Below are 24639 nucleotides of genomic sequence, written 5' to 3'. Positions count from 1 at the left end.
TCCCTATTTATCTAGAATAATCCACTTATTTTACCATTTTTATCTACATCAATATTTTCTGCAGCTGGCACTTTAGGTAATCCAGGCATAGTCATAACATTTCCAGTTATAGCTACTATAAATCCTGCTCCAGCTGATACATTGACTTCTCTAACTGTTATGTCAAAACCTTCTGGTCTACCTAACAACTTAGCATTATCAGAAAATGAGTATTGAGTTTTAGCAATACATATAGGTAATTTATCAAGTCCCATATCAACTATTCTCTTAATGGATTTTTTAGCCTTTGGAGTATAATTAACACTATTAGCCCCATATATCTTAGTAGCTATACAATCGATTTTATTTTCTATACTATCATTTTCATCATATAAGAATTTAAAATCACTTTTTTTATTATCTAGAGTTTCCAATACTTTTTCTGCTAACTCTATACCACCTTTACCGCCTTTTTCCCATACCTCTGAAATAGCGAATTCACAACCCATCGCTTCACATTTCTCTTTTACAGAAGTTATTTCTTCCTTAGAATCGGTTATGAAAGAATTAAGGGTAACAATGATAGGTACTCCATATTGCTGAAGATTCTCTATATGTTTCTCAAGATTGACAAAACCTCTATTGACTGCATCAACATCCGGTTTCGCAAGTTCTTGTTTACTTATACCGCCATTATACTTTAACGCTCTGATAGTTGCAACAATAACAATTGCATCTGGTTTCAGATTACCTTTTCTACATTTTATATCTAAAAATTTCTCAGCACCAAGATCAGCACCGAATCCTGCTTCTGTAATAACGATATCGCTTAATTTCAATGCTAGTTTTGTTGCTCTGATACTATTACATCCATGTGCTATATTTGCAAATGGTCCACCATGCATAAGTGCAGGTGTATTTTCTAGAGTCTGAACAAGATTAGGTTTCAACGCATCTTTAAGTAGTGCAGTCATTGCTCCTTGAGCCTTCAAATCTCCAGCTGTTACTGGCTCACCATTGTATGTATAAGCAACCACAATTCTACTTAACCTTGATTTCAGATCTTCTAGATCAGTAGCTAGACATAATATAGCCATCACTTCTGATGCGACAGTAATCATAAATCCATCTTCTCTTGGCACTCCCTGCATTTTACCACCTAGACCAACTACAATACTTCTGAGAGCTCTATCATTCATATCTACAACTCTCTTCCATACTATCTGTCTAGAATCAATACCTAATTTGTTTCCTTGCTGTAGGTGATTATCCAACATAGCAGATAAAAGATTATGTGCTATACTAACTGCATGGATGTCACCAGTAAAATGGAGATTAATATCTTCCATAGGCACAACTTGTGCATATCCGCCACCTGCTGCTCCACCTTTTATACCCATACATGGTCCTAGTGAAGGTTCTCTTAGTGCAATAATAGCATTTTTACCCAATTGTCCCATAGCTTGCCCAAGACCTACTGAAGTAGTAGTTTTTCCTTCACCTGCTGGTGTTGGATTGATAGCTGTAACGAGTACCAACTTTCCATCTTGATTATTTTCTACTTTCTTATACAATTCATCAGTTATTTTAGCTTTATATTTTCCGTAAAATTCAATGTCATCATCTGTCATACCTAATTTTTCTGCAATTACACTTATAGGTTTCATTCTAGCTTCATTAGCTATTTGAATATCAGTTTTCATTTTCATTTCTCCTTCTAATAAAAGTTAGTCATAATTAATGTAGATATCATTTCACTATTAGTTACTATTTGTCTTCAGACGTTGCAGAAGCTTGGTTTTTCATTTCTTCATATTCTTCCTTGGTTATTAAAACTTTTCTAGGTTTACTTCCTTCTTCACCACCTACAATCCCTGATTCATGTAACTGGTCTACAATTCTAGCAGCTCTATTATAACCTACCCTGAATCTTCTTTGTATCATAGAAGCTGAAGCTTTCTGTTTTTCAATAACCAATTCTAATGCATCATTATAATAGTCGTCTTTGTCAGCTTGTTTATTAAGAACTGATTTACCGCTAGATATCTGTTTCATTATCTTATCATTATATATTGTTTTCTGACTTTCTTTCAGAAATTCTACAATATGTTCAACTTCTTTATCGGATATGAAAGCACCTTGTACCCTAAGAGGTTTTTGTATACCTACTGGATAGAAAAGCATATCTCCCTTTCCAAGAAGTTTCTCAGCACCATTCATATCAATGATAGTTCTTGAATCAGTACCTGAAGATACAGAAAAAGCTATTCTTGATGGAATATTAGCTTTAATTAGTCCTGTAATTACATCTACAGAAGGTCTTTGAGTAGCAATAATCAAATGGATACCTGCCGCCCTTGCCATTTGGGCTAATCTACAAATTGCATCTTCCACGTCATTTGGAGCAACCATCATAAGGTCTGCTAACTCATCTACAATGATGATAATATGTGGTAATGTAGTTCCTTCACCATTCTTGGCTACTAACTTATTATAACCTTTTACGTCTCTTACATTCGATGCTGCAAATAATTTATATCTATCTGACATTTCACTGACTGCCCAGTTAAGTGCACCTGCTGCTTTTTTAGGATCTGTTACAACTGGTATCAAAAGATGTGGAATGCCATTATATACACTAAGTTCTACTACTTTCGGGTCAATCATCACCAATTTCACTTGTTCTGGAGTAGATTTATAGATGATACTTGTAATAAGGGTATTGATACATACACTTTTACCTGAACCAGTGGCACCAGCTATAAGCATATGAGGCATACGTGCTATATCTGCCACGATTACTTTACCAGCAATATCTTTACCTAAAGCAAAAGCTACATTGGAAGGAAATTGTTTGAATTCATTAGTATCAATAACTTCTCGTAGAAATACTGAACTAACTTCCTTGTTAGGTACTTCTATACCGACAGCTGATTTACCAGGTATAGGCGCTTCAATTCTAATTCCGGATGCTGCAAGATTAAGAGCGATATCATCCGATAGTGAAACTATTTTACTTACTTTCACACCTTGTTCCGGTTGAAGCTCATATCTAGTTACTGTTGGTCCACAACTTACATTTAGTACCTTTGCTCTGACTCCAAAACTTTCAAGAGTTTTTTCTAATTTATCTGCATTCTTGAGTATTGCGCTTTTTGATCCTTTATTTCCACTAAGAGGATTCTTCTTCAATAAATCGATTGCAGGGAATTTGTATTCTACTTTTTCTGCCTGGGTGTCTTCTTCTATAATAATACCCGTTTCTACATTTTTTTCTTTATCATCATATACTTTACTTGATTTCACATCATTTTTAGGTGGTACATATTTTTCTTCTATAGCTTTATGTACGACTTCTTCTTTTTTCTCTTTTATATCATTTTCCTTATCTTCTTCTAAAAAATCCTCTACAGGTTTATCATCAATGCTTAGGGAAACTTTACTTAAGAAACTAACTTTTTCTTTCTTGGAATTTACTTCTTCAGTAGAATCATATTCCTTAATCATAGTTTCTCTTGCTTCTCTAGTTTTTTCTATTGCATTTTTACTTCCGTCTTTTACTTTAATACCAATTGATTTCAGTAACTTGAATAATGATTTTTGTGTTAATAATATTATGAGAATTATAAATATCAACACTAATAATATGTAAGTACCAATTTTCCCTATAAATAAAATAAGTAAATCACCAAATAATCCTCCTAAATATCCACCTGATACTCTTGTAGTAGATAATTTATAATAATTAGCCAGTGCTGGTAACAATCCATTCAATCCACTTACTTTTATGATCTGAACTCCTTTTATATATATGACGTGTGAAAAAATAGATATCGTCAACAATAAAATACAACTTAGGTAGATACGATTATTTAGTAATTTATTTCCTTTATTGAATATTTTAAAAAACGATGCTAAAAATATCAATATAGGTATTAAGTATGAACTAACTCCAAACAATCCAAAAAAAACGTTATTGATGATTCTTCCTAATGCCCCTGCCTTATCTAAATAAACACTAACAAACATGAGTAATGAAAAAGCAAAAAATATTAAAGCGATTATTTCATATTTGAGATCATTCAAAATCAAGTCATCATCTTTTTTCTTAGATGTTCTTTTTTTAGTTGTAGTCTTCTTACTAGTAGATTTAGTAGATGTTTTTTTCTTTGGTGCCATATCACTACCCCCTTTTTCATATGTCTATTCGAAAAACCATAAATCTTATTTATGATTATTAAGTTAATCTAATTAACAAAATATGCGATTATTACAATTATACCAACTGCAAAACAGTAATATGCAAAATAATGCAATTTGTTATTCTTAATCAACTTGATTAAAAATTTGATACATAGATAACCAACTAAAGCTGATACAGCCATACCTATTATATATGGCGCAGAAATAACTGCTTCTATTGATTCCATAGGTAAATCCCTTAACTGTAATATCATTGCCCCAACCACAGCTGGTAAAGACATTAAAAATGAAAATTTTACAGCAAACTCCCTGCTAAGTCCTCTTAACAGTGAAGCAACAATGGTAGAACCAGACCGAGATATACCCGGAAGTCCAGCAAAACCTTGAAATGCACCTATTATAATAGCATCTTTATAAGATGTTTTACCTTCTTTTTTAGTTCCTGTTTTTAACTTATTAGTTGATTGAAGCAAAAATCCAGTAACTATCAAGCATATACCTGGTACTAACAAGATATCAAATGATTTTATGATAACCTTTTCCAATACAAGCCCTATAATAGCTGTTGGTATGCTAGCAACAATGATAAGTATAACAAACTTGCTTTTATCATCCTTGATGATCTTTGGAATTTTTTTGTTATCGTTGTAGATTAAATTCTGTACACTTGTAATTATGTATTTGAAGCAACGACCTATTATTTTCAGTCCATTAATGATTAATTCCAATACATCTTTGGAATATACTGCAATTATTGCAATCAGAGTTCCAAAATGTAGTAGTACCTCAAATAAAATGTTGTCCAGTTGAAGGTCCAATATATGTCTTGATATAGCTAAATGCCCCGAGCTACTAATAGGTAGAAATTCAGTTAAACCTTGAACGATTCCCATAAGAATCGCTTCAAAAAATGACATAAAAATCCCCCTCATATCTATGCATGTTATATTTTAACCCTTTTGTCACATTATTTCAACCCATGAATCTAAACACTATCACATTTTCAACTCACTTCCGGGACTTAGTTCCTTATTAAGATATACTTTTAAATCAGTAGATATGACTCTTTTTATTATATATTTGTCATCTTTTTTATATACTTGTACAGTATTACCGTTATAATTCAACTCTTCATATTTATATTCATCTTCTGTTGTAGGATATAATTGTTCATAAGGTATTATAGAATAATACATTAATCTTCACCTTCTTTTTTATTCTCCTCAATCATTTCATATAATTTCTTTATAGCTTTATCAATTCCGCCTAATTCATCTATTATACCTTCCTCAACAGCCTCTTCACCAACAATTATTGTTCCTACATCTTTTGCCAATTTACCAGTATCAAGCATAAGTTGTTTTAATCTATCTCTTGTTATTTTAGAATTTCTTGTAACAAAATCTACTATCCTATCCTGCATCTTATCAAAATATTCAAACGTCTGTGGCACACCTATCACCGTTCCACTCATCCTAACTGGATGTATTGTCATTGTAGAACTAGGAACAATAAAAGAATACTTCGTAGATACTGCAAGAGGTACTCCAATGGAATGTCCTCCACCAAGAACTATAGAAACAGTAGGTTTGCTTAATGAAGCTATCATTTCAGCTATAGCTAGTCCTGCTTCTACATCTCCTCCAACTGTATTGAGAAGTAATAACAACCCATCAATACTATCACTCTCTTCTATAGAAGCAAGCTGTGGTAATACATGTTCATATTTCGTGGTCTTATTTTGCTGTGGTAGACACACATGACCTTCTATCTGACCGATAATGGTTAAACAATGAATTCTGTCATCTTCTTTATCAATTGTAACTTGTCCATATTCTTTGACTTCTTGTGGATCGGCTTTTTCATCTTTATTGTTTTGTTCATTCGTCTTTATATTTTTATCCATTATTATTCGCCCTTCGATTATTTATATTTGTACATATATTATACGAATAAATATAGTATTTCATTCATACTATTAAGACGAATTTATATATTGAACTTAACGGAGGCAAACATTTCATTAAGTTCAATATACAACCACTAACATTACCCAAGCATAAATTCTTTATGAAGAGCTTCTGTGGCTATTTCAAGATCTTTTTCTTTAATTAGACAAGCTATTGTAGATAATGAATCTGCTGTTTGTAATATCTCCACTGATGATTTGCTCAAACATCTGATTATCTTAGCCATTACACCAGGAACTCCAGTTATTTTCTCACCGATGACTGTTACTTTGCAGCAATTATCTATAAATGTATAAGGCGCATTATATTTATTTATTAACTTTATCACTTTATTTTTACAAGTATCATCTATTGTAAATACTTTTCGTTCTGGAAATATATTAATGATATCGATACTTACATTTTCATTTGCAAGTTCAGTAAAGAAGTTTTCATCATCAATTTCTCCTTGTATGGAAAATTGAATTATATTGGTTTTATGAGCGATACTTGTAATAAGTTTGTCTTGTATCGTCTTCTTTCTCTCGGACTTGATGAATGTTTTTATACTTGTTCCTCTAGAATCGTTGAATGTGTTTTTGATGATTAATGGAATTCCTGATCTGCTTGCTACCTCGACAGCTCTAGGATGTATAACTTTCGCTCCACTTCCAGCCATTTGAAAAACTTCATTATAACTGATTTCGTCGATTATTTTCGCACTCTTGCATATTCTAGGGTCAGCAGTCATTATACCATCAACATCAGTAAATATTTCTATGGCATCAGCATCTAATGCTTCTCCAAGTAAAGAAGCAGTTGTATCACTTCCTCCTCTACCAAGAGTAGTAATCTCATTTTCCACTGTTGCTCCTTGAAATCCTGCTACAACAGGTATTATTCCTTCATTTAATAATTTTATTATAGGCTCTGTTTTGATATCTATTACATTAGCATTATTAAAATCGTTGTCAGTGACTATCCCAGCACCACCGCCAGTCAACGCACAAGCTTTGATTCCATTTTCCAACAAAGTATTTGTTATAACGAGTGCTGATATTATTTCGCCAACTGACATAAGCAGATCTATCTCTTTTGGCGATAATAATGTATTCTTATAATTAACTAAATGTAGTAGTGAATCAGTAGCATATGGAGCACCTAATCTTCCAATTGCCGAAACCACTACTACAACATTATCATATTCTTTCTTCGCTTCTGTTATCTTATCAACAACATTTTTTCTTGTTTCTTCTGTTGCCATAGATGTACCGCCAAATTTTTGAATCAAAATCCTCATATATTCACCCCATAATTAATATTTCAAGGAATCCTTATATGCAAGTATCCTTGAAAGTATCTTTTCTTCTATATCTTTTAACTAAATATACCATATACTCATTATTTTGAAAAGGATTTTATCTATTAGTATTGTATGATGACGGGTTGTATCTGCCTACCTTCCTTAGCTTCTTTTACCGTATCATATATCAAGTCCATCTTAGCTACCAATGAATTTTTCTTAGAAACATGGTTATCTTGACCAAATGGAACAAAATAAATATTTCTAGTATTCATGAGCGTTCCAAAATTCTTGAAATTAAGGGCTAATCCATCATTAGTCGCTATAGCAATTACAACTGGACGACAATTCCTGAGGTTTGCCTTTATTGCCATCAATACAGATGTATCTGTAATGGCATTAGCTAATTTTCCTAACGTATTACCTGTACATGGAGCAACAACTAACATATCAATCAACTTTTTGGGACCTATAGGTTCAGTTTCTTCTATTTTGGTTTGAACCTTGTGTCCAGTCATATCTTCTAATCTCTTGACAAAATCTTTCGCATTACCGAATCTTGTATCTATAGTGTATGCATTATTAGACATTATAGGATACACATCAGCACCATTTTCAACTAATTGTTTTAATGGGTCAAATATTCTATCCATAGTACAAAATGAACCACATAAAGCAAAACCAATCTTCATACCTTCTAATTCTTTCATATAATCTACTCCTTTCCTAAATTAATAGTTTCTTGCATATGTTTTTCAATAACATCACTAATAATTTTTCCTGCCGTTTTTGGTGAATATTTACCAGGTATTCCTCTTGCATTAATGAATTTATTCTTATCATCTTCATAGATATTTGCTATGTCAATAAAAATATAGTTATCTAATTTCTTGGATAGATTAATGTTTATTAGAGAAGCAGGAATCGTATTGATTACATAGTTGAATCTCTCGAGATTTATAATAAAATTACTTTCATCTAAAAATTCTCTAGTCAAATAATCTACAAGCAGTAATTTTTTATCTTCTATCTTTAGAGTTTTGTATTTTTTGATTTCAGCCATTATCAATTCTTCATTACTTGCAGATGCTACATATACATCCATATTCATTTTCTTAGCTAGATCAGAAATTGCCATACCGCACCTTCCGTAACCTAGCACTAAGCACTTGCTACCTGAAAGTGTGATACCTAGATTCTCTATCATCATACCGATAACACCTTCTGCTGTAGGTACAGAATTAAGTATTGCGAATTCATAGGCAGCCACAATATCAAATAAACGGATGTCGTTTTCCTTTGCATACTCTATCACATCATTTTTATATGGACCTGAAAAGATTCGCTGGTCTTTGGTAATTAGAGAAAACAAATCTTTATATAGTATTTTTTCTTTTGAGTTAGCAACAAATATGTGCTCATTATCTTTAGAAAAAGGTATTGGACAAACGATGATATGACTATCTCTTACAGCTTCTTTTAAAGATAATGCTCTAGATACTTTACTGCTAAGATCTTTATGTTCGTTACCAAAAATAGATACTCTATATTTATCAGCCAATATGTTAGATAAATAAATCTGTCTCAAATCTCCGCCAATCACTGCTATTTTTTTCTTCATAAATATCATCACTAACTATTGTACTTTAATAATAAAATATGTTTTCTACAGGCTATATGTGATAGCTGAAAATTAAATTTGTATGTATTTTACAAGGATATCCTTATTTTTATTTAGACAATGTACCTATTGAAATGGATTAACATATATTGACTATTATGAATGCTAATATTTATATATGAATTATCTCTATAACATTAATTTATTAAGTTCTTGTAATCTGATTTTTATCAGTATTTTTTCTTCTTGTCTCAATATTATTATATGGTAGGTGTTAGATTGTTGAATAAACATTCCTCATATGAAAATCATGAATTCAAGTTTCGAGAAATAAAGAATAAAGACTATAATTTGATTAAGCAATGGATTATGAAAAGTTCAATAAGAGATACTATATTGAATAGTGATTACTCTAAAATCACCCGTAGAAAATGGTATAGAAATTATAAAAAAGATGAAAAACTATTAATCTATATAGTTGAAGAAAAACAAGTCTATGGTATGCCCATAGGTACTACTGCCATAAGAATTATAGATGATGATGTTGTTGAATTCATGGGCTTTGTTATTGGGGAAACAAAAGCAAAGAATAAGGGCTACGGTATGAAAATAATCGAATTGACCCATAAAATCATATTCAACAAAATCAATTCCAAATACTCTTACCTACAAGTTAATTGTAATGATCGACATGCTGTAAAAACATATATCAGTAGTGGATATAAAATCAATTCTTTCATTGAAAAAGAAGATAAGGATATTTATATTATGAGAGCTATCAATAAAAATAAGAAAATGGATTTATAAGAAAAACCTCCTTAACAAAAATATTTTATAATTCTTGCCAAGGAGGTTTAATTCTGTTTTTTTATATTTATTTCTATAGATATTAGTTTATTTAAAAGATATCATTAAATCCCAACCCGGAATCGATACCAAGAATCATATTGTTTTTATCATATACAATCCCACCATCAATCGGATTTTCACTGCATAACAATGGCACATCAAGGTCTACCTCTATTATATTAGCCTTTGCAGCCCCTAAATGTGCTGCTGCTGTTACTCCTATGATGTTTTCCATCATTGAACCTATCATACACTTCATACCAACAGTTTCAGCCAACGAAACAATCTTGAGAGCATTATATATGCCTCCCGTTTTCATAAGCTTAATATTAATCATATCAGCCGCCCTATTGTTAATGATGTTCATAGCATCCATAGGAGAAAAAACACTCTCATCGGCTAATACAGGTATGTTAACATTATCAGTAACATATTTTAGACCATCTATATCTTCTGCCGTAACAGGTTGCTCAGCAAGATCGATATTTATGTCTTCTTGTTCCATTCTCTTAATAACATAAACAGCTTCTTTTGCTTCCCATCCTTGATTGGCATCGACTTTGATACTAACCGTATTTCCCACAGCTTTTCTTATGGCCTTTAATCTTTCAATATCCAGATTAGAATTATTACCTACTTTTACTTTCAACGCATTAAAACCTTGATTAACAGCTTGAATACTATCGATAGCCATTTCATCAGGAGATTTTAGGCTAATTGTAATATCTGTAGTCAATTTATCCCTATAACCTCCTAACAACTTATAAACAGGAGCTTTATATAATTTTCCGTATAGATCATACAAAGCCATATCTATGGAAGCTTTTGCACTTGTATTACCAACAATACAGTTATTAAGTATTTCCATCAGCTTCTCGAAACTACTGATATCTTTTCCAATAAGAAATGTTTTTATATAGTCTATAGCACCTATAATCGAACTGTTGATATCTCCAGTTATGACCGCTGTCTCAGCTGCCGCACCATAACCTATGTACTCATCAGTTATAACTTTTACGACAATACTGTCTATACTTCTTAGACTTCTAAGTGCAGTAATAAATGGCTTTTTTAAACCTATAGATATTTTTTCTGTCTTGATATCAATTATTTTCATTTAATCACCTTCAACACAATCAATATTATTTACACACTTACAATAAGTTAATATTTCTATATATTGGATATCAATACACCTCTATCTGCATCCATATATGAATTTAGTCCAAATGGTAATGTTACCATTGGATTACAATGTCCTGCTTTCAGTTTATAGATTGTAGGTTTGTTCAGTGGTTTGATTATTTCATTAAAAACTTCTTCCAAACTTTTACTATCCTCGTTTTCCTTGGGAACACAATCTTTGAAATCACCTAATATTATACCTTTTGCATCTTGAAATTTCTTAGCATGTTTTAATTGCATCAATAATCTGTCGATAACATACGGTCTTTCTCTTACTTCTTCTATAAACAAGATTTTACCTTTTGTATTGATTTCATAAGGAGTTCCAAGAGTTGAAATGATCAAAGACAAATTACCGCCGATGATTTTTCCCTTGGCTACACCTGGACATAAGCACTCAATATTACTGCTCTTAGGATTATTAATGCATATTTCATTCTCTGCCTGTATACTATAGAAAAAACTCTTCTTTGTAAATTCATCCATCCCCTCAAGCATATCACCAGCCATTGGACCATGATAAGTAACCATGTTACTCAATTGGTTAAAAGCTATATGTAAAGCAGTTATATCACTATAACCTACAAAAACCTTAGGATGTTTTTTAATGGCTCTGTAATTAATCAGATTAAGTATTCTACTTGTTCCATAGCCACCTCTCAAGCATATGATACCTTTCACATTATCGTCTAGAAACATTTCATTAACATCATTAGCCCTCAGATTATCGTCTCCAGCCAAATATGTATCTTTTTCATAACAACTTTCACCTAATTTGACTTCAAACCCCAACTCTTCTAAAGAATTCTTAGCTTTATTGACTTTATCCATGGTTGTAGGACTTCCCGGTGCAATGACACCTATAATATCTCCCTCAACTAATTTCTGTGGTCTATTAATTATTATCACCCCTTAAAAATATATATTATCGTGCATCTTAACAATTCTGTTTGCAATATATTACTTATATATTCTATGCTACGATATGATGTAACTTAACTTGGTAAGACCAATTTTCCCATGCAGATGCCTTTAGAAGCTCCGGTCGCTGAAGGAAGATTGTTGTTGTTACCATGTAAGAATTCATTGCCTAGAATAGCAAAAGCAATAGCTTCTTTTGCATCTGAAGAATATCCCCAATCATCTAATATTGTTACATGTTGTTTCAACCCATTATCTAGTCCTTTTATAATCGTATTGTTATATACCCCACCTCCACTAATTATTACTTCATCAATATTATAGTTGATATCTATATAATCTCTAAAATGCATAATTATAGATTCTATGGTATACGACGTTATTGTAGCTATGATATCTTCAAAATCTAATCCCATGGAGATACCCTGATTATACAATTCTTTTGCTAAATTAAATGTATACTTCTCTCTTCCAGTACTTTTAGGAGGCATTTTAGTAATAAATTCATCATTATTAATAATATTGTATAACCAATTATTACATACTTTTCCTTTAGATGCAATATTTCCATTCTTATCATATGTATATTGGTTATTAGTTCCTATTGACACAATAGCATCTATGAGCATATTACCAGGTCCCATATCAAAAGCAGTAACATCTTCTAATCCTACACCAGTTTCTATCAAAGACACATTACTGATGCCACCTATATTTATTAAAGCACGCCCTTTACTCCTACTTCTGAATAACAAATAATCTGTAAAAGGAACTAAAGGAGCTCCTTGTCCTTTTGCAGCCATATCACTAGGTCTGTAGTCTCCTACAGTTATACATCCTGTTCTCTCTGCAATTACAGCTAATTCTCCTATCTGCATAGTAGCATGATACTCGGGAATATGATAGATTGTTTGTCCATGAGTACTTATAAAATCGATATCAGAATTGTTCAAATTCGCTTTTTTGATAACCACATTAGCCGCTTCTGCCATTTTTTCTCCTAGATACACATTCATCTTACATATATCTTCAACACTTGATGTATCATCAGCACATATTTTCAGTATATTGTTTCTTTCCTCAGAATTATAATTGAGAGTATTGAATTCTATAAGTTTCACCTTAGTATCTAAGGATGAATTCTGTATTTCAACAAGTGCAGCATCCACCCCATCAAGAGAAGTTCCAGACATAAGCCCAACAGCTAATGTTTTTTCCTTATTAACGACTTTTTGTATTTTATTTATCATATATATCATCTCCACTTTTCATTATATTTTTTGATTTCAATATCAATTATAAAATATTATTTCATAATTATAATATCATGTATGTAATTATATTTCAATTACATATACTGAAATTTGTTATAGCAATCCATCTCAATATCCATTACAATAATATGTATTCAAGATTTTTGGACATACTTATTAATGAGGTGATGATATAATGGCAGAATTGAAAACAAAGATTAATAACAATGATCCTATGGAATTTTTGCAATCAGTTAAAAACAACAAAAGAAAAGAAGACAGTATCAGATTATTGGAAATCATGAAATCTATAACTAAAGAAGAACCTAAGATGTGGGGACCCACTATAATAGGTTTCGGAAAAATGATCTATACCAATACAACTGGAAATCATGATTGGATGTTGACTGGATTTTCTCCCAGGAAACAAAATGTTACGATTTATATTATGAATGGTTTCAACATGTATGAAGAGCTTCTAGGTAAGTTAGGAAAACACAAATTAGGTAAATCCTGCTTATATATCAATAAATTAGAGGACATAGATATAGATGTATTGAAAGAATTGATATCAGAATCAATCAACTATATAAAAAGCAAAAAACCAATTAAATATTAAGTGTAAAAGGGTATTCGTAATAATTTTAGTTATAAATTACATTATAAATATTATAACTAGTTATTACGAACACCCCCTTTTTTAATTTAGATACTCATACATATACATTACCAGACTATCAATAATCATTTGGTCAAGATGGTAATTCATATAATTACCGTCTCTAACTTTAGTTACTATTGATGCATTAAATAATATTTTTAGATGTTTAGATATACAAGCTTCCGTAAGATTCAATTTGTCAGCTAACTTCTGTGTAGACATAGGTTCCCTATATAGATTACGTATGATCTTCATTCTAGTCTCATCTGCTATAGCTTTAAAAACACTTAATGTATCTGCAGGTAATTTATCGCTATCGTATGAAGTTATGTATGTTGGTATTATCAGTTCAATATATTTTTTAGCTTCAATATTTATCAACAGATGAGGGTTAATGAAACTATCTATCTTAAAAACTGCCTCCTGTAAATCTTTCTTATATACTTCGAAGGTCCGATATTTATGAAAGTTGATTCTATCATCAGTTACCTCTATTCTTGGATGAAGCATCTTAATATAATCGTAAATAGATATTTCCTTACATCTGTAATATTCTTTCTTTAACTTTCTTATTAATACTGGTTCTGAAAAACTTAACTCCATAGCAAAGTAATTATAGTAGTATTCTCTTATAAAACTAAGGATCTGTTCTCTAAAATCATAAGGTTTTTTCATACATTCCACATAATCACTTGGCATAGTATCACTATAATAATTGCTCTTGATTGCATTAATTATACTTTGTCTATTAATTACACCATTAAATGTCAAGTAGAAAAAATCAATAATATTTACCTTTTCTAATTCATAAAGACATTCAGAGATGCTAATATCCCATAGATCTTTATTATCCAAAAAATTGAGTAGTCCTAAATACTGATGTGTTATATCTTTATATAATAATATTTTCTCTTTTATTTCAGGAGATAATTTCTTTATCATATTTATAGCCCATTGTTCTCTAGGCATATGATGATCATACTTTGCCAAAACATGAAGGCTACCTATAAGTTCATGATAAGGAGAATACAAAAAATGAACATCTATTTTATTATCTGCATCAAAATATGATAAATGCATCAAACTACCTCCTTCTAATTATATATTCATCTAAAATTTCAAATTAAATTCTACATTTCCCACTATCTTATGTAATGTAAAAAACTATCTACATTATACATTATCAATACAAACAAGTCATCATTAAATATTCAAATTACTATACCTTTCTTCTTATCAACAGCTAAATAATAAGCACCCATCACAGGATCGATATCAGGTATAATAATGTCAGCCTTACTTGCCTCCTTATACACAGAAAGTGAATAGGCTGTAAGTAACAAAGGATTTCTAGTCTTGAAAACACTTCCTATCAATATAACAGGTACCTTTTTGTCCTGAAAACCTAACTTCCTTATAACTGCATTGGTATACTCTCCTGCTGTTATTCCCATATTGATTACTATATTCTGAGCGACTCTATCTCTCATATCAGCTGCATCAAACAAATCAATAGGTATGTTAAAAAGCTGTTCTTCAGTTAAACCTTTAGTCCTTATATGATTATAGACATCTGACATATCCTTAACTTGAAAAAGTTTTGGTATAGTATTTTCTAATATAGTTTTGTCTCCAGTATTTTCATTGGAACGAAATGCATAATGAAGCGCATGTTCAACTAATTCTGAACCTCCTCCCTTGTTACCTAGCATATAATCCATATTCCTAAGTATAACCTCTTCTCCATCTCTAGAACGTCCTGCATAAGCAGCTCCTGTTCCGCAAATGCTTATAACTCCCCAATTATCCTGACTACCTGAACGTAATCCTATAAAACAATCATTAAAAACTTCAAAAGGTACATTCATAAAGATTGATTTACATATTTTGTTCAATATTTTATAATCCATATCATCATCAGCGCCAGCTAGACCTAAAACACTATATTCAATGTCATCAAGAGAAATATTTATTTTATTCATAGCTTCTTGTAATGCACTAACTATAGAATCTTTTGCTACCTTTTCACCACAGATTTGATAATTGGCATTACCTCCATATCCTTCAGATAAAATATTACCTTTTTGATCTCCTATTACACATTTTGTTTTAGTTCCTCCCCCATCAATACCAACTAAATACATCTACATCATCCTTATTATTTTTTATTGTTATTAATTTAATTAATAAAATCTAGGTAAATACTTTTTGTGTGCTTCTAATAATTCAGCTAAAATACTCTCTGCTTTATCTATGTTGCTAACTAGAGGATTATTGACTAATGCAAGTAAAGCTTTATTTCTGTCACCTTTCACCGCTGCTTCAATAGTCAATTGCTCATATATCTTCACCTGTTTAACAAGTCCTGAAATATTCTCAGGCAAATATCCATTACTTATAGGTGTAGCCCCTTGATTGTTAACAATGCAATTGCTTTCTATAACACAATCATATGGTAAATCTACAATTGAACCTTTATTCATTACATTAACTACATGTAGATCTCCTGTGTTATTCCATATACTATTGATAAGATTAATTGCAACTTCAGAATATCTTGAACCGCCTCTTTTAGATAACTCTTCAGGGATTTCAGTTATTTCGCTCTCATATATTTCAAATAAATTTTTTTCCACTTTCATTACTTGTTCTGCTCTTGTTCCAATTCCCTTTTCCATATTTTCTTTTTCTTCATTCAACATCTTATTCTCAAAATAGAAATACTGCAAATATGGTGAAGGTATCAAACCTAGTATTCCAGTAAATTTATCCATATCATCTATTTTACTGATATTTTTTACAACTGATTCCGATTGGGTTCTAGAATAAACTTGCAACACTTCATCAATAATATCTTTTCCATCAAGGTAAATATGATTAATATAACTTAGATGATTCAATCCTACAAATGTACAATTAATCCTTTCCGGACTCACCTTCAATCTTTCTGCCACTTCATATTTCATGTTTATAGGGACATTACATAGTCCTATCACTTTTACGTTAGTATGATTAGAAACCGCTTCAGTTATAATCCCTGCGGGGTTAGTAAAATTAATCAGCCATGCATCAGGACACACCTCTTCAATATCTTTACACAAATCCAATATTACTGGAATAGTCCTTAGAGCTTTCAAGAATCCTCCTGGTCCAGTTGTTTCTTGTCCAATAACATCATATTTAAGAGGTATTTTTTCATCTAGTGCCCTTGCAGCCAGACCACCTACACGAAGCTGTGTAACTATAAAATCCGCTCCTTTTAATGCTTCTCTTCGATTCAATGTATATTCTACCTCAATAGGTAATCCTTGTTTTTCTATTATTCTTCTTAGGAATCTAGCATTAATCTTAACTTTATTCTCTCCCTCTTTAATATCAACCAATACTAATTGATTAACAGGTAATGTACTATAATTATCTATAATCCCTTGAAGCAACTCAGGAGTATAACTACTCCCTCCTCCGATTACTACTATTTTCATTTGTTTCATAATAACTTCAATCCTCCTAATATCATTTTAGAGACTATCTCATTTATTTATCAAGTATCCAATATAGATACTATTAATTCGAGACAGCCTCTAACACTTTAATCTATCAATTTGACCATAAGTTCAACTTATCCTGTAGAAGTTTATTAAACTCGTCTTCTAATTTATGTATACCTACGTCAACTAACTCCTGCTGATAATCATCCCATATTTCATCAAATTCATCCGGTGATGCAAGAATTGCTTCAGGTATCCTCTTAGCTGTTGTTTCATCATATTTTGCCATGATTACACTTGCTTCTGTGTCGCTTGGAATGTTAATCTGCCATAGAACTCCGTATTCACTCTTTTCAATGTCTTCTTCTGATGGATATAGATCTTTCCACATAGTAGCACCATAATGTGCCAAAGTCTCTTTTTCGCTTTCATTATAAGCATCAATAATTGTATCTTTGAATGTAGGATGATAATAATCACCCTTCTTATCTATAGCTCCTTGACCATATCCAGGCCATGGCCAACTATATATTCCTATTCCTGTTTCAGTTGCAAAAGAAGGGTCCTCTGTCCATGCTTTGAAAACCTCAGGTTTGAATGTACGTTTTCCGTCAATAACATCATAATGTTGCCCTTCTATTCCCCATCTTGCAAGAATCTGTGCTTCGTCAGTACACATCCAGTCAAGGAATTTTATGGCCGCTACTGGATCTTTACAGCTTGTGGAAATCCCAATACCATATCCACCGCTATATCCAGTAGGTCTGAAATCTTTATTTACTACACCTTCTTCGATAACTAATGGAAACATTGCATAAGTTCTGTCAGACATACCTGCTGCCACTAAGGATTGTTCCGCTGCTGAGTACTGCCATTTTGAATCCGTTATGGCAACTACTCTACCTTCAGCGATCTTAGATTGATATTGGTCATACTTCTGGATGAAACTCTCTTTATCTAGTAATCCTATATCATTCATATGATTCAACCATCTGAAATACTCTTTCTCTTCAGGTCTCGTTACATGTAAAATCGCTCTTTCTTTTTCTTTATCATAAAACCACTCACCATCATCAGCACCTCCTGTTGAAAATACACCAGGATTAGTTAAAGAAATCTTGATTCTCCAATCATCAGCTAGTAACGATAATCCTATAGTTGGTTTTCCATTTATCTCAGGATTAGCCTCTACATACTTCTTGATAGCTTCTTCATAATCTTTTAGAGTCTCCATCTTAGGATATCCCAACTCTTTTAATGCCGCATGCTGAATCTCGAATCCACTTTCTGGTTCAAATTTCACCTTACCTATCTCAGGTAAACCTAAAAAGTAGATTGAAGGATCTTCTTTGCTCCATCTAAGTCTAGCTAAATCATCTCCATACAATTTCTTTATATTAGGTCCATATTCATCTATAAGACCATCCAGCTTGATGAATCCTCCTGCATCAACTATGATGTTAGAATACTCCAGTGCATATATGAAGTCTGGATATTCTCCACTGGCTGCCATAAAAGATAATTTTTCTCTAGGATCCCCTACAGCGAATTCCTTACGAAGTGTAACTCCCGTCAACTCCTTAATCTTTCTGGAAACATCACTATTATACTTGTCATCCAGCTGACCTGCAGTAGTGTCTGCACTCCAATAAGTAAATGTCTTCTCTTCATTCTTGTCTTTTTCATCAGCAATATCTTTAGTAGACTCAGAAGACAACTCTTTTTCAGTATCTTCTTTCTTACCACATCCAGTAAATACACTGAAAACCATTAAAAAGCATATAACTAGAATAAATTTTTTTCTGATTACTAAATTCATTAACATACCTCCTACTTTTATTTATCATTATAGCTGCTATGTTGATATTAATTCTTAACAGCTCCTAATGTCATACCTTTAACAAAATATTTTTGTAAAAACGGATATACGATCAGTATTGGCAAAGTAGCAACTATTGTTATAGCCATTCGAATTGACTGAGGTGTAACTGTTTTTACTTTAAGGGTGTTTGCTTTTGCCTTAATCATACTACCCGCGGCTGCAGTATTAGAATTATTAAGTACTTTCATCAACTCATACTGCAAAGTGGTCAAACTATCTTTTCCACTTGCATATAGATAAGTATCAAACCAAGAATTCCAATGTGAAACTGCGTAAAATAAAGCTACTGTTGCCATAACAGGCTTACATAATGGCATGATGACCTTATAAAATATCTGTAAATCATTAGCCCCATCAATCTTAGCAGCTTCTTGAATAGCAAAAGGAATACCGTCAATAAAGGAACGGACAATATATATATAATAAACTCCAATGAGTCCTGGTATCAGATAAACAGCAAAATTATTAATCAGCCTAAGATTTTTTATAAGCAAAAACTCTGGAATCATCCCCCCACTTACATAGAGAGTTACTGCAAACAAACCTGCAACGAATTTTCTGGCAAAAAAATCTTTTCTGCTTATCACATAAGCAACCAGCATAGTACTGATTACTCCAAGTCCTGAACCAACAATAGTCCTGAAAACTGAATTCCTGAAAGCAGTAAAAAGAATACTATCCTTAAAGACCTCTTCATAATTTCTTAGTGTAAATACTCTGGGCCATATATATATACCTCCTCTCACACTGTCACTTGCATCATTAAGAGAAACCGCTAATACATTAAGAAAAGGATATGCCGTTATAACCAAGACGAATATCATAAAAAGCACAATAATAACATCAGCAATTCTATCAGATAATTTTTTTCTTTTTCTCTTTGTCTTATTACCTTTAATTATTAATTTCATATTGTCCCCTCCCGCTATATAACAGCTTTACCATTTATCGCTTTGGATAGTTTGTTGGCAGATACTAATAAAACGATACTAACTACGGATTTGAATATTCCAATTGCTGTTCCAAATGAATATCTGCCTAGTCTGATACCATATTCAAGTACATATAAATCAAGGACTTTCGAATAATCCTGTACCAATGAATTACCCATTAGATACTGTTTCTCGAATCCAATACTTATTATCCAGCCAATATTAAGCACAAGTATAACCAATATAGTATCTCTTATCCCTGGCAGAGTGATATGCCATATGGATTTCCATCTATTGGCACCATCCACTCTAGCCGCCTCATACAGATCTGGACTTATTCCAGCTATGGCTGCTAAGAATATTATTGAATTCCATCCAAGCTCCTTCCATATTTCTGAACTAGTACAAATACCCCAGAAATACTTTGGTATTGCAAAAAAAGAAATAGGGCTGTCGATTAAATTCAGCTTCAATAAGATTTCATTGACTATCCCATCATTAGATAGCATAGTTGTAAATAAACCAGCAACAATAACCCAAGAAACAAAGTGTGGTAGATATGATACTGTTTGAACCAATTTCTTGAATCTAATACCTTTTAGTTCATTCAACAATATCGCAAAAATTATAGGAAGCGGAAATCCAAATATCAGCTGCATGAAACTCATTGCCAATGTATTTCTCATAACTTGATAGAACATAGGATCTTTGAACAAGTTTATAAAATGTTTTAGCCCTACAAATGGATAATCGAACATCGATAATCCTGGTTTCGGTTTATAATCCTGAAAAGCTATTGACCATCCCCATAGTGGAATATACTTAAAAACAATAACCCAAATAATAAATGGTAGTATCATCAATATCAAGTATCTCTGCTTATAGAGAGTTTTTTTAAGTGATTTATTTTTATTATTCTTTGGTGATTCTCCTTCAACTAAAGCTATATTCCCTTTCACATATTCTCCCCCCATCCGATTTATGTTTATGTAAAATTTAATCTATGAATATTATAAAAAAAAAGGTGTCTTGTAGACACCCTATAAATTGGATATGTTATACCATGTAAATTAGTGTTTTACCTTTCACCTTTTTTTGAATTCCGATAAGCATTAGGAGATTGATCAACGTATTTTTTGAATTTTATAGTAAAATAGTCTGGCTCTTTATAACCAACTTTTTTCGCTATCTCATAGATTTTATAATCAGTATTGACTAATAATTTCTTTGCATTATTTATTCTTACCTGATCAAGGAATGTATTGAAATAGTTTCCTGTTTGATTTTTAAACTGTTTTCCTAGATAAGCACTATTATAATTGAAGATTTTTCCTAGATCATCAATTTTTATTTCTTTATCATAATTTCTTTCAACGTAATTGATTATTTTATGGATAATCTCTGTAGGTCTTTTTGCAGATAATATATCAGATATGGTTACAAGCTGATATTTCACGAATCCATGTAACTTAATTAAACTCCCCTGTGTATATAACTTTTCCAATATTCTTTCATTAAGAAGTTCCATATTCTTTAATTCTTTGTTTTTCTCAAATAATATGGTTGTGATTTTTACATACAGATTAACATAATAGGCTTTTATTTTTTCTGAAGACCATCCAAGAATCTTGTAGTTATCCAACATATCCTCTAGTATATCATTGATACTCTTCATACTGTTAACATCTATTGCAGCATATAGATTATCAGTATATACATCAATATCAAAATTATCAGTCTCTAATTCTACCTCTCTTCTCTTATCCAACAAACCACTACTTAGAATTTTTTCATCCCCATATATGAAACTATGCTTCAACAACATCTTAGCATCAGTAAAAGAAAGATAAATATCATTAATATCCTTTACCTTTCTACCAACAGCTATAATGGTATCAATTAATACTTCCTGCTTTAATAATATTTTCATTTTCTCTAGAAGAAGAAAATTATGTTCGAACAATATATTTTTGATTACAATTCCTACATATTCTTCTATTTGAAATACAACACCATAATCTCCATTTTTGATAAATTCTTCGAGTATTTTCCTTGCCATCGCCTTCTTAACAGTAGTTACATCTTCTAGAAAATCAATTAAAACTATGTGATAACTATTCCAAGGCAGTTGAAAATTATACCACTGATTCATCCACATGATACTAGGGGATTTCTGCATTATTATCTTATGTATCACTTTATCTTTTGATAGATTAGTACTTTCTTCAACATATCTAAGCTGCGCATTGGTTTTAATTATTTCATCTCTTACTTCTTGTAATTTCTCTACAAGCTGATCTTCATCAATTGGTTTCAAGACATATTTATTGACATTGCATTCCATAGCTCTCTGAGCATATTCAAAATCACGATAACCACTTAATATGATGAACTTGCATTTTATTTTTTCTTGAGAAGCTTGTTCAATCATTTTAATTCCATCCATTACAGGCATTCTAATATCCACTACACATACCTCAGGATGTAACTCTTTAATCTTCATAAGACCTTCTTTTCCGTTCTTTGCTTCTCCTGCAATTTCAAAACCTAATGAATTCCAATCAATCAATGACTTCAATCCTTCACGTATGTACTGTTCATCATCTATTATCAATGCTTTCAATAGTATCAACCCTCTCATCTGGAAGTAATATCGTAACTTTTGTACCTATATCTATATCACTATCAATCTCCAATCCATAGGAACTACCGTAATAGAAGTGTATTCTTTCCTCTATATTCTTAAGCCCTATTCTATTATTTGTTGAATCTTTCCCCATTAGAGATTCCTTCAATTCCTTAAGTTTTTCTTTTTCCATTCCTATACCGTTATCTTCAATAACAATACTTAAATAATCATTTATCCTCCTGATGTCAATTAGTACATGACCATTACCTCCCTTAACACCTATACCATGAATTATAGAATTCTCTACGATAGGCTGGATTATAAGAGGTAATATGCAATACTTCTCTAAAGACTCTTCAACCTTGATGTCATAACTGATACTCTCTCCAAATCTAAATTTTTGTATTGTAAAATAGCTTTCCACGAATTTCAACTCTTCTTCAATAGATACGATATCATTAGTCAATTCAAGATTTCTTCTTATCAGCTGACCTAACAATTTGACAATATTGGATATTTCCTTTTCTCCCTGTAAATGTGCCTTCATCCTAATTGATTCCAGTACATTAAATAGAAAATGAGGATTAATCTGATTAGCTAACATTTCAAATCTTATTTTCTCCTGGTTGATTAAGAATTCCTGCTCTTTCTCATGCATATCTGTAATCTCAGCCATGAGATCTTTAATACTCTTAACCATAGTATTCAGATTTCTAGAAAGCTGACCTATTTCATCATCACCATTGATTACTGATACATTACCAAAATCTCCTTGTGAAACTCTATTCATGTCATTCCTTATCTGCTTAATCCTCTTAGCGAAGCCATTAGAAAATATAATTATAAGTATTGTAGCTGTAGTTAAACTTATAAGAATAACGGATAAACCTAACATACTAGCTTGATTAGCAGATTTCAATATCTTTTCTATAGGAAAAGCGGCAACTATCTGCATCTGTTCATTAACCTTGTTATTAGTGACAGTATGTACAATCATCTGAGAACGCTTGCCTCTATAATTAGTAACCCATAGTCCCTGTTCATTATTGAAATCCACTTCTTCCAAATCATTGATATTGGTACCTATTTCATCTGGTATTTTAGATACTATGATATTACCATTATTATCGATAATCATAGTCTCGAAAGTCTCATCTTCAATTAAGGAAACCAAATAATCTATATCCACCAGAATCATTATGACTGCTTTATTTTTCGTATTACGGTAATACCGATTTATAGCAAGAAAATTCTTATTTTTTATCTTGTCATAATAATACTCACATGTAATTTTACCATTGGCTTCTACTGCTTTTTGGTACCACTTCTTATTCTTTATCTCATCAGTGGCCTGCATGAAATCCAAGTTATCAAGTAGAGTTGAATTCTCAACATATATTCTTATATCTTCAATATCTCTATAGGTGATTTCATAATCAGATAATGTAGTATAGGATGAATAATTTCTGAATATCTCTAAAGCATCACAATACTCTCTACTAATTATTTCATAGACTTTCAAGTCCGCAATGATCTTATTCTCAATGAGTTCAGATAATTCCAGAATCTCGAGTAATTCACTTTCTATCCTATCAACATCACCTTTAGCCTCTCTAACAGATTGCTCCATAGCGTTTTTTTTCATATTATCAGTCAAAAAAACACCTACAAAAAGTACTGGTATGAACACTACCAGCACAAAACTAAGAATAAGCTTATTTTTTATTTTGATATTACTTAATCTCATAGAAAATTTAATTTTCCCTTGTCTCATAGGCGTTTTC

21 protein-coding genes are annotated in these 24639 nt (G+C 31.6%); 2 read left to right on the top strand and 19 right to left on the bottom strand.

The features are described 5' to 3' along the window. Positions 1 to 11: 11 nt before the first annotated feature. From QMG30_RS21710 to QMG30_RS21675, 8 genes are all read right to left on the bottom strand, one after another. On the bottom strand, positions 12 to 1682 hold the full coding sequence (locus QMG30_RS21710) for a formate--tetrahydrofolate ligase (RefSeq protein WP_281819115.1): 1671 nt from the start codon (positions 1680 to 1682) through the stop codon (positions 12 to 14). Positions 1683 to 1746: 64 nt separating this feature from the next. Next, positions 1747 to 4158 carry an FtsK/SpoIIIE family DNA translocase gene (locus QMG30_RS21705; RefSeq protein ID WP_281819114.1) on the bottom strand — a complete coding sequence of 804 codons (2412 nt, stop codon included), beginning with the start codon at positions 4156 to 4158 and terminating at the stop codon, positions 1747 to 1749. 68 nt (positions 4159 to 4226) lie between these two features. Further along, a complete protein-coding gene (locus QMG30_RS21700; protein WP_281819112.1) occupies positions 4227 to 5099 on the bottom strand; it encodes an undecaprenyl-diphosphate phosphatase in 873 nt (290 codons plus the stop codon). A gap of 78 nt (positions 5100 to 5177) precedes the next feature. Then, on the bottom strand, positions 5178 to 5378 hold the full coding sequence (locus QMG30_RS21695) for a YlzJ-like family protein (RefSeq protein WP_281819111.1): 201 nt from the start codon (positions 5376 to 5378) through the stop codon (positions 5178 to 5180). Further along, positions 5378 to 6088 carry a ClpP family protease gene (locus tag QMG30_RS21690; protein ID WP_281819110.1) on the bottom strand — a complete coding sequence of 237 codons (711 nt, stop codon included), beginning with the start codon at positions 6086 to 6088 and terminating at the stop codon, positions 5378 to 5380. Before QMG30_RS21690 ends, QMG30_RS21695 begins: the two co-directional genes overlap by 1 nt. Positions 6089 to 6231: 143 nt before the next feature. Next, on the bottom strand, positions 6232 to 7431 hold the full coding sequence (dapG, locus tag QMG30_RS21685) for an aspartate kinase (RefSeq protein ID WP_281819109.1): 1200 nt from the start codon (positions 7429 to 7431) through the stop codon (positions 6232 to 6234). Between the two features lie 125 nt (positions 7432 to 7556). Then, positions 7557 to 8144 carry a dipicolinate synthase subunit B gene (locus QMG30_RS21680; protein WP_281819108.1) on the bottom strand — a complete coding sequence of 196 codons (588 nt, stop codon included), beginning with the start codon at positions 8142 to 8144 and terminating at the stop codon, positions 7557 to 7559. Between the two features lie 5 nt (positions 8145 to 8149). Then, positions 8150 to 9055, bottom strand: a complete 906-nt coding sequence (locus QMG30_RS21675) for a dipicolinate synthase subunit DpsA (protein ID WP_281819107.1) — start codon at positions 9053 to 9055, stop codon at positions 8150 to 8152. A 282-nt stretch (positions 9056 to 9337) separates the two neighbouring features. Here QMG30_RS21675 and QMG30_RS21670 point away from each other — a divergent pair, with 282 nt between their 5' ends. Continuing rightward, positions 9338 to 9862 carry a hypothetical protein gene (locus QMG30_RS21670; RefSeq protein WP_281819105.1) on the top strand — a complete coding sequence of 175 codons (525 nt, stop codon included), beginning with the start codon at positions 9338 to 9340 and terminating at the stop codon, positions 9860 to 9862. A 91-nt stretch (positions 9863 to 9953) separates the two neighbouring features. Here the strand turns inward: QMG30_RS21670 and QMG30_RS21665 are convergent, their stop codons facing one another. The 3 genes from QMG30_RS21665 to QMG30_RS21655 all read right to left on the bottom strand — a co-directional run bounded on the left by QMG30_RS21665 (position 9954) and on the right by QMG30_RS21655 (position 13260). Further along, the gene (locus QMG30_RS21665; RefSeq protein WP_281819104.1) at positions 9954 to 11021 is read right to left on the bottom strand and encodes a dipeptide epimerase; all 1068 of its coding nucleotides are present in this window, start codon (positions 11019 to 11021) and stop codon (positions 9954 to 9956) included. 56 nt (positions 11022 to 11077) lie between these two features. Next, positions 11078 to 11998, bottom strand: coding sequence for a S66 peptidase family protein (locus QMG30_RS21660; RefSeq protein WP_309298662.1), 921 nt, complete (start codon positions 11996 to 11998; stop codon positions 11078 to 11080). Positions 11999 to 12084: 86 nt separating this feature from the next. After that, entirely contained in the window at positions 12085 to 13260 is a 1176-nt protein-coding gene (locus tag QMG30_RS21655; protein ID WP_281819103.1) for an anhydro-N-acetylmuramic acid kinase, read from the bottom strand. Positions 13261 to 13459: 199 nt separating this feature from the next. On the opposite strand from QMG30_RS21655, the gene QMG30_RS21650 reads away from it, so the two are divergent. Next, positions 13460 to 13882, top strand: a complete 423-nt coding sequence (locus QMG30_RS21650) for a DUF1801 domain-containing protein (RefSeq protein ID WP_281819101.1) — start codon at positions 13460 to 13462, stop codon at positions 13880 to 13882. A gap of 81 nt (positions 13883 to 13963) precedes the next feature. Here QMG30_RS21650 and QMG30_RS21645 read toward each other — a convergent pair whose 3' ends face one another. The 8 genes from QMG30_RS21645 to QMG30_RS21610 form a co-directional block, all read right to left on the bottom strand. After that, a complete protein-coding gene (locus QMG30_RS21645) occupies positions 13964 to 15004 on the bottom strand; it encodes an ArsR/SmtB family transcription factor (RefSeq protein ID WP_281819100.1) in 1041 nt (346 codons plus the stop codon). 131 nt (positions 15005 to 15135) lie between these two features. Next, positions 15136 to 16068, bottom strand: a complete 933-nt coding sequence (locus QMG30_RS21640; RefSeq protein ID WP_281819099.1) for an N-acetylglucosamine kinase — start codon at positions 16066 to 16068, stop codon at positions 15136 to 15138. A gap of 39 nt (positions 16069 to 16107) precedes the next feature. Further along, the gene (locus QMG30_RS21635; protein ID WP_281819097.1) at positions 16108 to 17415 is read right to left on the bottom strand and encodes a 6-phospho-beta-glucosidase; all 1308 of its coding nucleotides are present in this window, start codon (positions 17413 to 17415) and stop codon (positions 16108 to 16110) included. A 106-nt stretch (positions 17416 to 17521) separates the two neighbouring features. After that, the gene (locus QMG30_RS21630; RefSeq protein WP_281819096.1) at positions 17522 to 19231 is read right to left on the bottom strand and encodes an ABC transporter substrate-binding protein; all 1710 of its coding nucleotides are present in this window, start codon (positions 19229 to 19231) and stop codon (positions 17522 to 17524) included. Between the two features lie 47 nt (positions 19232 to 19278). Then, the gene (locus QMG30_RS21625; protein ID WP_281819095.1) at positions 19279 to 20205 is read right to left on the bottom strand and encodes a carbohydrate ABC transporter permease; all 927 of its coding nucleotides are present in this window, start codon (positions 20203 to 20205) and stop codon (positions 19279 to 19281) included. A 14-nt stretch (positions 20206 to 20219) separates the two neighbouring features. Beyond that, positions 20220 to 21185 carry an ABC transporter permease gene (locus QMG30_RS21620; protein WP_281819094.1) on the bottom strand — a complete coding sequence of 322 codons (966 nt, stop codon included), beginning with the start codon at positions 21183 to 21185 and terminating at the stop codon, positions 20220 to 20222. A 119-nt stretch (positions 21186 to 21304) separates the two neighbouring features. Next, positions 21305 to 22849, bottom strand: coding sequence for a response regulator transcription factor (locus QMG30_RS21615; protein ID WP_281819093.1), 1545 nt, complete (start codon positions 22847 to 22849; stop codon positions 21305 to 21307). Then, positions 22827 to 24629 (bottom strand): sensor histidine kinase, encoded by a 1803-nt coding sequence (locus tag QMG30_RS21610; RefSeq protein WP_281819092.1) that lies wholly within the window; start codon positions 24627 to 24629, stop codon positions 22827 to 22829. Before QMG30_RS21610 ends, QMG30_RS21615 begins: the two co-directional genes overlap by 23 nt. Between the last annotated feature and the right edge of the window lie 10 nt (positions 24630 to 24639).

This window comes from Vallitalea longa (genome assembly GCF_027923465.1).
In the GTDB taxonomy this organism is placed as follows: Bacteria; Bacillota; Clostridia; order Lachnospirales; family Vallitaleaceae; genus Vallitalea; species Vallitalea longa.
This window is presented reverse-complemented; position numbering and strand designations above follow the sequence as displayed.